We start from the raw sequence: 13,047 nt of genomic DNA, 5'->3' as shown, positions 1-13,047 counted from the left end.
ATGTACAAAAAAGAGAATATTTTAGCTATTATTCCAGCGCGCGGCGGATCTAAATCCGTACCCAAGAAAAATATCCACTCCCTTCTCGGCAAACCGCTTCTCTATTACGCCATCAAAGAAGCAAAAAGGTCAAAATACATTGACCGCTTGATTTGTTCCACAGATAGTAAGGAAATTGCGGCGGTGGCGAAAAAGTATGGCTGTGCAGTGCCTTTTCTGCGTCCAAGCCGTTTTAGCCGCGACACAAGCCAAGATATTGAATGGTACCGCCATGCTTTAGTGTGGCTTAAAAATAAGGAAAATTACGCACCGGATTTGGTTGTTAATTTAAGACCAACCGCTCCTTTGCGCACTGCCGAACAAATTGACCAAGCGATTAAAATAGTCATTGATTATAATGCTGATGGCTTAAAAACCGTAGCGCAAAGCGACAAACACCCCCACAAAATGTGGCGGATTAAAAAGGGAGTATTTTTAGAACCCTACCTTAAAACATCATTTCGTTTAAAATATGGTCCGGATGTGCCCAGGCAAAAATTAGAGCCAATCTATTGGCAGAACGCGGTTATTGACATCACCCGACCGAAATTTATCCTCCAAGAGAACCGCGTTTTCGGAAATAAACTCGTCACTATGGCAATGAGCCTTGAAGATTCTGTGGATTTAGATTCAATCTTGGATTTCAAAATCGCAACGCAAATTATGCGGGAAAGACAAAACAGAATGAGGCAAGCAGGAAGCAGGAACAAGGAATAATAAATTATAAAATTCAATTCCTAATTCATGATTCCTAATTCATGATTCAATTTTATGATCAAAGAGATTACCATAGATAATAAAAAAATCGGCACTCTGCACCCTTGCTATATCGTCGCCGAAATTGGGGTCAATCATAATGGCTCGGTGCAAATTGCCAAACAACTTGTTGATGTCGCGATTAGCGCGGGAGCCGATGCGGTTAAATTTCAAAAAAGAAACCTGGAACATATTTATACCGAGGAAATACTTGATAACCCCAATCTAGGCGAGCAAAATTTCCAATACATGATCCCTTTGCTGCGCGAATTTGAACTCACGGAGGAAGATTTCTTTTTCTTAAAAAAATATTGTGATCGGAAAGGAATTACTTTTTTATGCACGCCATTTGACCTGAAAAGCGCTGAATTTCTAGAAAAGTTACGGGTCCCAGCATACAAAATCGGGTCCCCTGATCTTACTAATTTCGCGCTTCTGGAAAAAGTGGCAGCAACCAAAAAACCGATGATTGTGGCAACGGGAATGGCTTATTTAGATGAAATTGAAAAGACAGTGGAATTTTTGGAAAAGAAAAAGGCCCAATTCGCGCTTCTGCATTGCTCTTCCACTTATCCCGCGCCTTGGGATAAATTAAACCTGCGCTTTATTGAAACCCTACGCCAAAAATTCAATGTTCCGATCGGTTATTCCGGTCATGAGCTGGGTATCTCAATGTCTATTGTCGCCGCAACGCTAGGAGCCAGTATTATTGAACGCCATTTAACCCTGGATCGTTCCATGAAAGGTCCGGATCACGCCGCTAGTCTAGAAGCCCAAGATTTTAAGCGTCTCGTGCGCGATATCCGCTATGCGGAACAGGCTTTAGGCGACGGAAAAAAATATATGAGCCGCGGTGAAATCTTAAACCGCGAGGTTCTGGGAAAAAGCCTAGTCGCCGCAGAAGAAATAAAAAAAGGGGAAATAATCCGTCGCAAAATGATTGCCGTCAAAAGCCCAGGCAAAGGTTTGTCGCCTCAACTTCTGGATGCACTAATTGGCAAACGTGCGCAAAAAAACTTCAAAAAAGATGATCTCTTTTTAGAAAACGACATCCATAAAGTGAAACAACCTAATTTTAGTAAAAGCTTTCAATCCTTCTGGGGGCTAAAAGTGCGTTTTCATAATTTAGATCAAATGATGGCTTTGAAGCCCAAAATGGTGGAATTTCATTTTACGGATAAAGATTTAGAATACAAATTTAAACCCAATCAAAAATATCCTGCCGCGCTTTATATCCACGCTCCCGAATATCATTTCCGCTCCATCAATGATCTTTGTTCCCCGGAAAAAGAATTACGCGACGAAGCTATTGTCATAATGCGAAAAACCATAGAACGAGCAAGGGAAATGAAAAAATATTTTGCCCCCGTTAAGCCAAAAATCGTTTTTCATCCCGGCGGAATGAGTATTGACCCTATCAAAAACCGAAGGGTACTTTGGAAAAATCTTGAAAATTCACTAAAAAAAATAGATAGCCGCGGCGTGGAATTATTACCTGAAAATCTGCCGCCCCGGCCTTGGTATTTTGGCGGCCAATGGGTAGACAACATTTTTGTGGATCTGGATGAAATTCGGGAATTCTGCAAACGGACTCGCATTAATTGCACTCTTGATCTCTCGCATGCAAAATTATACTACAATCTCATCGGGGAGGATTTTTACGCCGCACTCCGAAGAATTAAACCCTATGTCCGCGAACTGCACATCTCTGACGCCTACGGCACCGATGAGGAAGGATTGCAAATCGGGGAAGGGGACATAGATTGGGCTAAAATCCAAAAAATATTTAAAGGCTATCAATACGGCTGGATTCCGGAAATTTGGCGGGGTCATCAACGCGAAGGGCAGGGTTTCTTTATCGCCCTGGAAAAGCTAACCAAATATTTTAAATAACCATTTAGTGGAGGAGAAAAGAAAATCAATGTTGAATAAATTTCTAGTCATCGGCGGCGCCGGCTTTATTGGTACGAATATCGCAGACTATCTCTTGCAAAATAATGCGGAGGTCATTATTTTTGATAATCTCTCACGCAAAGGCACTATTGAAAATCTGAAGTGGCTGGAGGAAAAACACAAAGGAAAAAAATTGGAGATGGTTGTCGGGGACATCCGCGTGGACAAAAGCAAACTTCTGGAACTCATTCAAAAAGTGGACGCAGTTTACCATCTCGCCGCGCAAGTGGCGGTTACCTGTTCGGTCAATAACCCTTATGAGGATTTTATGATTAACGCCGTGGGGACTTTTAACGTCCTAGAGGCAGTCCGCCACGCCAAAAGTAATCCTATCCTCATCTTTGCCTCCACAAACAAGGTTTATGGCGGCATGGAAGATATTGAAATTGCCGACAAAGGCGATCGTCATGAATATAAAAATCTGCCCTTAGGGATCCCTGAAAATCGCCTTTTGGATTTCCATTCTCCTTACGGCTGTTCCAAAGGCGCGGCGGATCAATACGTCCATGATTACAGCCGCATCTATGGCTTGCGCACCGTAGTCTTCCGCCAAAGCTGCATTTACGGCAAAAGGCAGTTCGGCATTGAAGATCAGGGGTGGGTAGCTTGGTTTACAATCGCGGCTGCTCTTGGGTGCCCCATTACGATTTATGGCGACGGCAAGCAGATTCGCGATGTTTTGTATGTGGAAGATTTAATTCAAGCCTTTGTGATGGCGACCAAAATGATTGATAAAACCGCGGGTAAAATCTACAATATCGGCGGCGGACCAGAAAATACAATGTCCCTTTTAGAGCTTATTAGCTACCTCAAAAAAATGCTTGATCAAGACATCCAATATAGCTTCGCCCCTTGGCGGCCTGGCGATCAGCCGGTGTATGTTTCCGACATCCGCAAGGCGAAAAAAGAATTCGGCTGGGAGCCGCAAATCTCGGTAAACCAAGGCGTAAAAAGACTAGCGGATTGGGTCAGCCGCAATCAAGAACTCTTCCGTAAATTAAAACTAGTATAATGTTTAAAATCTTTTCCCAAAAATCAAATTCAAGAAAAAAGGGGGCGTGCTCCCTTGTTTTTGATGACGGTTATAAAGAAACATTGGTTAATGTTCTGCCTATCTTAAAAAAATATAACTTGAAAGCCACCTTTGCTTTCGCGGCTAATCCGCGAGCAATTGAAAAAACTGAAAAAATACCCACGGCTTCCTTGGAAATCGCCGAAAAGATTAAAACCCTCGGCCACGAAATCGCCAGCCACAGCGTTAACCATGTGAATTTAAAAAACACTTCCGATGCGGATTTAGAAAAAGAGCTCAAGCAATCCCATGAAGTCCTGAAAGCTAAAACTATTGTTTACCCGGGAGGTGCTTTTAATAAAAGAGTGATTGAAACGGCTAAAAAATATTATCTTATTGGCAGAGGCGTGGAAGAAGAATTAAATCATATCCCGCCGATTGACTTTTTCAGTCTCAAATCCTTTGTGCCTAATCAAGGAACGAATTGGAACGATTTAAACAAAGAGGCAAAGAGAGCGGCTAGGAAAAATCTCTGGCTGATTGAATCCTATCATTTAATCGCGAGTCGCCAAACGGATTATCGCTTCACCGTTACTCCGGAGGCGTTTGAGGAACATTTACAAAAGCTAATTGAACTTAATCTCTGGATCGCGCCCCTAGTGGTGATAGGGGAGTATATTTTGGAGAAGACAGGAAAATAATAATTTTTGATTTTTACTTTTTAACTAATTTTTATTGAATTATTTACTTATTGTTGTTTATTAAGTAATAAAAAAATTAATTCATTAAAAATTCAATAAAAAATTAAAAATTAAGAAATAAAAATTTTATTCCATTATGCCTAAAATTTCCACCTTAATCATTACCTATAACAACGCAAATAAAATTAAAGATTGTTTGGAATCCGTAAAATGGACGGATGAAATTGTAATTGTGGACGCGGAAAGCAATGACGGGACGCAAGAGATCATTAAACCGTATACCGATAAAATCTATACGCGCCGATGGGACAGTTCTTACGCCAAACAAAGGAATTTTGGGTTGCAGTATACAACAGGCGACTGGATTTTACAGATTGATCCTGACGAAAGGATAACCCCAAAACTTCAAACTGAAATCCTAGCAACCTTGGAAAAACCCGCCCAAAATTTCTATTGGATTCCTTTCCAAACCTATTTTTTGGGCCACCCTTTGCGCCATGGCGCTTGGTATCCCTGCCCGCACCTAAGACTATTCCGTAATAATGGCAGCCATTGGGTGCGTGATGTTCACGAACAAGTGGCAGACAAAGAGGGAAGAATCGTCAAGCGCGAAGACCGAGATTCAGGATTTTTAAAAAATCATTATTTGCATTATTCTTTTGATACCGTCAATCATTATTTTGAAAAATTTATCCGCTATATAGAAATTGACGCAAGGGAAATGGTGAAAATAGGAAAAGACCGTTATGGTCGCGAGATTAAAGTGAACCTGCATAATTCTTGGTCTTTAGCTTGGTTTTTTATTTACCGCCCCTTGCGCTTTTTTATCTCACGCTATTTTCGGCATCAAGGATATAAAGATGGCATCCACGGCTTCGTCTATGCGCTGTTTGGGACGTTCTATGAATCCGTTACCCGTATCAAATATTGGCAAAATTCTTCTCGTCTATTAGCGAGGAGCGACCCCAAAGAGCGACGCGGCAATCTCATAAAATTAAATAATTTTGGATGACAAACCTTTACTTTTTTAGGAGATTGCTTCGTCGTCAGGCTTCGGCTTCGCCTTCCTCCTCGCAACGACGATCTCATTATCTATGTCAAGAAAACTAAATATCTTAACCACCTGTCTCCGCTATCCTCCCGCTCCAGGCGGCGCGGAAGAAATTGCTTATCAATCCACCGAAGGTTTGCGTAAAAGAGGCCACAATATCCAAGTTTTGACCTCCAATCTTAGAAGCCATAGTATTCCGCCTGTCTTTTTAACCACAGAAGAATACCAAAATGGTCCTCCCTATGTCCGCCGCTTTAGGGCAAAATACTGGGGTAAGTTTCCTTACCCCTATTTTCAGGGAATGCTGAAAGCGGCGCTTCAGGCGAAAAACCTAGATTTAATCTACGCCCACAATTTCTATTACTATTCCTCGGATATTGGCTGGCTTCTTTCTAAAATCAAAAGAGTGCCGTTTATTTTGCACCCTTATTTTTATCTAGAAAGCCGCGAGGCGAAAAAATGGTTTTGCTATCGCAAGATTTTCGGCAGCCTAACTATGGCTGCGGACTGTGTTATTGCGATTTCAGAATTTGAAAAGGCGTTAATCTTAAAAGATTACAAACCCAAGAAGATTATCATTATCCCGCCAGGCATTGAACCAGCCCTCAAGCAAAAAATTCCTTATAATATTTTTGAACAATATAACGTACAAGATAAAAATATTATCTTTTTCGCCGGGCGCATCTGCTATGGCAAGGGGGTTGATATTTTAATCAAAGCCCTGCCTGAAGTCTTAAAAAAACATCCCAATACCATTGTTGCTATTGCCGGCACTGACTTTGCTGATAAAGAAACCTTCATTCATCTAGCCATCAAATATAATGTCCAGGATAAACTTCTTTGGCTCGGAGAGATAAAAAGGGAAGATCTGCACTCCGCTTATCAAAATGCCACTATTTTCTGCCTGCCGACCAAATATGAGGCTTTTGGCATTGTCCTTGCCGAGGCGATGGCCGCGGGGCTACCGATTGTGTCCACTAACCACTCCGCAGTCCCATATTTAGTACCAAACAATGAGGCTGGATTTTTAACTCCCGTAGGTGATTATAAAAAAACAGCCTATTACATCAATAAACTGCTTAGTAACCCCCCTTTGCGCCAAAGAATGGGTGAGAGGGGTAAAAAAGAAGCGGCAAAGTATGATTGGAATAAAATGGTTGGGCAAATTGAGAAAATTTTTCTCGCAATTACAGAATAGAAAGGAGAGAGAGAAGATGGACTTCTCTAATATCACCTCAACTGTCCTTATTTTATGTTTTTTGGGAGCCTGGCATAAAAAACATAAACCTATTTCAGAACTGTTTAAATGCTGGGCTGATTATTCCTGCGGCTCTTTACTAATACTGTTTCTTTTTTCTTCTGTCTATTTTATTCTGGATTTTTTCAATGTTAAAATTGTAAATCCTACCGCTCTCTAATAAATTTACGAGCGGTTTTTTATTAAAATAAAAAGTGTCTCCCGGCCGCATTTTTGCCAGCTAAAATTAGCCAAACGCGTTTGACCTTTTTGAATTAAATCTTGACGCAGGTTGTTACTTGCCAAAACCTCCCTTATCTTTCGCGCTATATCGTCCACATTCTCGGGGTTAAAATAAACACAAGCATCACCACCAATTTCAGGCAAAGAAGAAGTGTTGGATGCCGCAACCGGTACATCCGCGGCGAATGCTTCTAAAAGCGGCATACCAAAGCCCTCATAAAAAGAAGGAAAAATGAATACCGCGGCGGATTGCAAAATCTGCCATTTTTCTTCTTCAGGAACATATCCTTTCTCAATAATATCTTTTTGATCAGGCGAACTTAAAATCGCTTTTTTTATTTCTGAATAGCCATAGCCAGGCTTACCAACAAGGACCAACTCACCGCGGAAGCCATCTCCTTTTAACAATTCAAAAGTCTTGATTAAATTGATAATATTTTTGCGCTTTTCCAAACGGCCAATGGAGAGAAGAAAAGGATTCAGAACCTCCCTCGACCCCTCCTTGGAAAGGAGGGGAAATTCACTCCCCCTTTCTAAGGGGGAGATGGAGGGGGTTCTGACACTCCCCCTGCCCTGAGCGGGAAGAAAAGAGGAGGTGGGAGCAGAAACACTAAACCCATGATAAACCACTTTAATTTTCTCCGCATCTCCACCATACATTTTAATCAAATCCTTTTTTGTATTTTCCGAAACAGCAATAATCTTCGCCGCATGTTTTAAACTAAAACGAGTCGTCCAACGCAAATAAAATCTGCGCCAAGCCGAATAAGATTCTGGATAATGTTCATATTCTAAACCATGTAAAGTGACAACCGTTTCCCGCGGATAAAAAATCGGCATCGCCTGCGCCGGAATAAACAAAACATCAAGCTTATCCCGCCAAGCTGCTATACACAAAGCTAGATGCACCCAAAGCCGCGGAAAGGGGATATTTTTTAATTTAAAATTTGAAGGCCACACAATCCCTCGCGCCACTTCTTCATTTTCTTGGCCATTTAAATACAAAATGTATTGATTTTGAGAATCAACTTTTATTAACGCCTTAACAATTTGATAAGAATATTCCTCCACTCCCGTGCGTTTCTTTAAGAAACCACGCGAGGCATCAATACCGATGAGCATAATAGAATCAAGAATTAAGAATCATGAATCAGGAATAAAAAAGAATTGTATCCCTGATTCCTAATTCCCTATTCCTTATTCGTTATATTGATAAACCTTTTCGTATTCTTCCGCAATTTTCGCGGGATGGAATTTTTCCAAAACATCTTTTCTCGCGTTCTCGCCAATTCTGCGCCGCTCATCGGGATTCTGCAAAAGGAAAATAATGCGCTCGGCTAGCTCCAGAACATTACCAGGCTCAATAAGGATTCCGGTCTCGTTATTTTGTATAAATTCTTGCGGAGCGCCGTGGCGCGTGGAAACGACCGCCTTTCCATAAGCCATACCTTCTAAAGCCGTGCGGCCAAAGGGTTCAGGCCAAAGGGAAGGCATCACCACAAGATCCGCCTTGCGGTACAAATCCGGCATTAAACGATAGGGGATAGCGCCTAAAAAATTCACTTTATCTTCAATGCGCAAATATTTTGCCATTTTTTTATACTTCTCAAAAAGAGGACCAGTGCCGGCTAAAATACATTGAAAGTCAGCCTTTAAGGCGATTTTACTTAAGGCTTTTAATAAAAATTCTACGCCTTTGTGAAGATCCAAAAGACCGGCAAATAAAATTGTTTTACCCTCAGCATTAGAACCCGATGTGTAATTCTCTATTTCTAGGGGAATAGAATTATAGATTACCTTTTTTGCGGAAAAAGGAAAAGAGATATTGCGGGATTTTTTAATCTCATCGCGTAGGGCCTGGCTGATGTAGATTACTTCGTCCAGCTGCTTCAAGCTCTCCTGCCTTTGGGGAATATTATAATGATACCGCCACATTCTTAAATATTTCTGGATCAAATTGCCGCGGGCAACCTTCGGACAATCCTTAAAATCGCGAAAATTTTTGCACCCCGGGCAAACCTCGCCGTTTATTTTGACTTTGCCATAGCCGCAAACAGGCCAATAATCCCGCACAGTGGCGATAAAAAGTGGGTGGCAAGGGATAATCTTTTTTAACTCCGCACCAATCAATGCTGAATGAAAATCGTGGCTATGGATTATCTGCGTGTCCCGCGGGATATCCTGAATTAGAATTTGCGCCTGTTTTTTCGCCCAACGTCTTTCAAAATTCGGCACCTCTGCGGTGAAAAGTTTTTTTCGCTCTAAAATCTTTAAATTCTTGCTCTCATTATAATCTCGGTTCTTTTTGCCTCTCTTGATCACCGTAATTTGATGTCCTTTGCCCGCTAAGCCTAACGCCAGATAATAAGCCGATATTTCACCACCCCCGATAGAATCAGGGGGGAAGTATTTGGTTAAAAAAATAATATTCATGGAAAATTTATAATTTTCAATTTCTAATTTCAAAATTTTCAAACCTTTGGAAATTTTGAACCCCTAATAGAGTAAATTGATTCATTGAAAATTTAATAAAAATTGAAAATTAAAAATTATCTTCTGACCAATTGTTTTAAAACATCTTTGTATCTCTCCCAACTATACTCCTTCACCTTCTCCCTACCCATCTGCGCTAGTCTGTTTCGCAAGTCCTGATCTTCCAATATTTGGTTTATTTTTTCCGCCAAATCCTTAGGATTCTTCGCGTCAAAATAAAGTCCCGCCTCGCCTAAAGTTTCCGGAATGGCTCCATAACGCGAAGCCAAAACTGGTTTTCCATAAGCCATTGCGTCAACCAAAGGCCAGCAAAAACCCTCATGTAAACTTGGCATCACAAAAACATCGCAAGCGCGGTACCAACTCACTAACTCTTCTTGCGATACCTCACCCGTAAAAATAATCCGATGCGGTATTCTTAAATCCCGCGCCAAAGCGAATAATCTTTCTTTTTCCGCGGCTAGAGAACGGTGACGATTGTTGCCTACCACAATAAAATAAACATCGTCCCGCGAAAGGTTCCCTAAACTTCTAACCACCACTTCCAAATTTTTATGAGTGGAGATGCGGCCAATATAAAGCAAAATTTTCTTCTTTTCTAGTCCATATTTGTGGCGCAATTGCGCGGGATGTGCATCTCGACACTCTCCTCCTAAAAATGGCAGGGGATTTAACACTATTTTTCGGGGATGACCAAAACCTTTTAGCTCCTCTGCCATAAACTGTGACCGCACCAGAGAGATATCCGCATAATCCGCGCCCTCTCTCGTGACCTCAATCGTTTTTTGGGCAATCAGTCTTTTCCCTCGCGATAAAATATGTTCTGGCGGTGTCACGCCGTGATAGTCAAAAATCAAACGCGGCCTTTTCTCTAAATGCGTCAAGAATGGCAAAAGATGAATGGCTTTATGGTAAAGACCCCATTCCACTAAGACAATATCATAATTTAAAAACTTCCTTGCCTCGTGCTGGAAAGCTAATTTTTCAAGCGGTCTCAAAAACCATTCCAGCGCCTTCAACCGCAGCCCCAATCTCCATTCCAACATATACAAACTCATCCAAGGATAACGCTTAATGAAATAATAAGTATGGGTTGCGATTTGCGGATCCTCATTCCCGCGTTCTAAAAAGATTTCTGCTTCCGGAAAAACTTTTTTAATCAAATGCACGTGCTGACCCATCGCGTCCTTGGGACCAAAAGTGTTAGAAAAGATAGCAATTTTTAAATTGTGGGAAGACATATCTAAAAATTATTCTAATTGTTCTAATTGACCTAATTAACCTAAAAAATGACCAATGACCAAATCTTGAATAACCAAAATCCATTTTTAGACATTGGTCATTAGATATTGGGATTTATTTAGAATAATTAGAACAATTAGGTTAATTAGAATAATTTTAAATAAAATCCTAAGATTTTACATTGCCCGCCTGCAACACCTTACTTACATCTTTGATCATTGCTCTTTACACTTATTTGTACCGATATATATAAAGCGTGACATCCTCAATATCCTTTTCTCGCGGCAAAGCCTCTTGATACTTTTGCAGAAGAGTCACTGTGCTGACCGCGGTTTCCTTGTCTTGAATATAGTCAGTAAGATTGGTCGTGCTTAATAGTACAGGATAAAAAAGCCTGACTTCATCAAGGTACCGCAATTTCTCCTGGGAAAAACCGGGATAATCAATGATATTCTCCTCCTCTGGCCCTTTTTTACTGATGACATAAACTTGCCCATGACTTTGGATCAGTTTTTCCATCTCTTCCGCCGAGAACCGATCATACTCGGGCAAAACGTCACGACCATAAATATAATGCAAAGCATAGCCCCACTGCTGCCACTGCCAACCCGGATCCATCAAAATTAAACTATCCTTTTCAAAACGGGAAGCTAAATTCTCCAATTCCTTTTGCACTCCTTGATATTCTCGGAAAAACAGCACCGGTAACGAAACCCAAAGGTTCATCGCTAAAAGCAAAACAATGATAGCCGTTCTGGCCTTCTTTCCCAGTTTTAAATTGAATAATCCCCAGGCGGCCAGAACAAAAAGGAATGGAATTAGAGTGGGATAAAAACGCCTTAAAAACCAAGGCTGATCCAATCCCACAAAAGGGTCAAGGATAAAAATGATAATGGGCAGAAAAATCAGAGCGACATAATAGGCCTCTTTCCCTAAAAACCGCGGCTCCCAAAGTCTTATTAAAAAAACAAGAAAATAAGGAAGTAAAAAATATTCCCCTAAGATAATAAAAACATACTGAATCCGATAGGTCTGCCAATTCACGAATTCCTGCCAATGATAATGAGAGATTAAAATAAGGTTAAAAACGAGTAAAAAAGTTAAAACTACGGCAGTCAAAAATTGTCCCTTATTGAATCCCAGGGAAAATTTCCGGGCTAATACTAAAATACGCAGTCTAAAACGATAAGCCGCGTAAATCATTCCCGCGGCTAAAATCAAACCCAAGAAAACAAAAACTTTATAAAGAACAGCGTAACGGATAATACTTAAAAGATTAACCGGAATCCAGAGGACAATAAAATCACCCAAGTTGTACAAAATAGACACGGCGTGACCCCAAATATAACTCCCATTATAGAGAACAACATAGCGGAGAAAAAGAATTATAGTAGCTAATGGAAAAAGGAAAATTAAAAAGGATAACCTTTCTTTTTTAATCTGCCTTCTTAGTTTCCAAAGCGCGAATAAGAAAGCTAAAGTAAAAGTCGCCAGATAAAGTAACCCCTCCCCCCGCACTAAAATCGTGAGAGAAACCGGCAAGAAACCCCAAATAAGCCGCCGCAAACTTTTAGTCTCTATGCCCCTTAAAAAAAGCCAGATCGCGAACCAAATCAAAACCATAAATAAATTCTCGGAATTTGTCCTCCGCGGAAACCATAAAAAGGCAAAAAATGTAATTGTGAAAAATAAAGACAATAAGGCTATTTTTCTTTGTCTTGTAATTTTACAAGCTACGGCATAAAGGCATACCAAAAAAAGAAAAAATAAAATGGCGTTGCCCCAAAAGACTAAATTCAAACCCCCCAAGTGATACCAAAATCCTAAAAATGCGTTATAACCCGGCAAAAACTGCGAGGTTACCACGTCTTGACCTAAATTGACTTCGCGATAAGGGTGATAAGGGCGGGAAATTATATCCTGAAAATGCAGCTTCCCTGCTTTCGCCAGCATCACGCCGGCGGTTAGATACCCGATATTATCCCGCGAAGAAGGAATACTGTGGTGATAAAAGGCGTTGAACAAAGTTACAATGATTAAAAGCAGCAAAATTCCCTTGTGCCACCGCGAAATCAAAATATGGCGGAAGGACCTCAAATACCAAATTCTCACTCCTATCGCCATCAACAACAAAAAGAATGCCAAAAAAACCAACCATCTGAAAAAAATCCCTAAAATGGCAAAACTTAAAAGAATAAAGAAAAAAATAGTAAATATCAAAAAAAATTCCTGGATGGTGTCTTCTAAATTTTTAGGACGATTTAAGGAATTCATATTTATAATTACTATAACCTCGCCAGCTTTTATTTAAAGAGTAAGG

Annotated in this window: 10 protein-coding genes; 6 read left to right on the top strand and 4 right to left on the bottom strand. The window is 40.6% G+C overall.

The genetic code is table 11. The annotated features are described in order from the left end of the window. From PHW01_04460 to PHW01_04435, 6 genes are all read left to right on the top strand, one after another. Nucleotides 1-756 (top strand): acylneuraminate cytidylyltransferase family protein, encoded by a 756-nt coding sequence (locus PHW01_04460; protein MDD5627229.1) that lies wholly within the window; start codon nt 1-3, stop codon nt 754-756. Between the two features lie 54 nt (nt 757-810). Then, entirely contained in the window at nt 811-2,688 is a 1,878-nt protein-coding gene (locus PHW01_04455; protein ID MDD5627228.1) for an N-acetylneuraminate synthase family protein, read from the top strand. Between the two features lie 28 nt (nt 2,689-2,716). Then, nucleotides 2,717-3,760: a GDP-mannose 4,6-dehydratase gene (locus PHW01_04450; GenBank protein MDD5627227.1), complete on the top strand. Its 1,044-nt coding sequence runs from the start codon at nt 2,717-2,719 to the stop codon at nt 3,758-3,760. Beyond that, nucleotides 3,760-4,461 (top strand): polysaccharide deacetylase family protein, encoded by a 702-nt coding sequence (locus tag PHW01_04445; protein ID MDD5627226.1) that lies wholly within the window; start codon nt 3,760-3,762, stop codon nt 4,459-4,461. Before PHW01_04450 ends, PHW01_04445 begins: the two co-directional genes overlap by 1 nt. Nucleotides 4,462-4,597: 136 nt before the next feature. Next, nucleotides 4,598-5,473, top strand: a complete 876-nt coding sequence (locus tag PHW01_04440; protein ID MDD5627225.1) for a glycosyltransferase family 2 protein — start codon at nt 4,598-4,600, stop codon at nt 5,471-5,473. A gap of 82 nt (nt 5,474-5,555) precedes the next feature. Further along, entirely contained in the window at nt 5,556-6,710 is a 1,155-nt protein-coding gene (locus PHW01_04435; protein MDD5627224.1) for a glycosyltransferase family 4 protein, read from the top strand. Between the two features lie 225 nt (nt 6,711-6,935). Here PHW01_04435 and PHW01_04430 read toward each other — a convergent pair whose 3' ends face one another. The 4 genes from PHW01_04430 to PHW01_04415 all read right to left on the bottom strand — a co-directional run bounded on the left by PHW01_04430 (nt 6,936) and on the right by PHW01_04415 (nt 13,001). After that, nucleotides 6,936-8,114, bottom strand: a complete 1,179-nt coding sequence (locus tag PHW01_04430; protein ID MDD5627223.1) for a glycosyltransferase family 1 protein — start codon at nt 8,112-8,114, stop codon at nt 6,936-6,938. A gap of 75 nt (nt 8,115-8,189) precedes the next feature. Beyond that, complete coding sequence (locus tag PHW01_04425; GenBank protein MDD5627222.1) at nt 8,190-9,467, bottom strand: glycosyltransferase family 4 protein; 1,278 nt, start codon at nt 9,465-9,467, stop codon at nt 8,190-8,192. Nucleotides 9,468-9,541: 74 nt separating this feature from the next. Beyond that, a complete protein-coding gene (locus tag PHW01_04420) occupies nt 9,542-10,726 on the bottom strand; it encodes a glycosyltransferase family 1 protein (GenBank protein MDD5627221.1) in 1,185 nt (394 codons plus the stop codon). A 232-nt stretch (nt 10,727-10,958) separates the two neighbouring features. Next, on the bottom strand, nt 10,959-13,001 hold the full coding sequence (locus tag PHW01_04415) for a glycosyltransferase family 39 protein (GenBank protein MDD5627220.1): 2,043 nt from the start codon (nt 12,999-13,001) through the stop codon (nt 10,959-10,961). Nucleotides 13,002-13,047 lie beyond the last annotated feature (46 nt).

It is taken from the genome of Patescibacteria group bacterium, assembly GCA_028717685.1.
Classification (GTDB): Bacteria; Patescibacteriota; JAQUNI01; order JAQUNI01; family JAQUNI01; genus JAQUNI01.
Note: the sequence above shows the minus strand (reverse complement) of the source record. Positions and strands in the feature narration are given on the sequence as shown.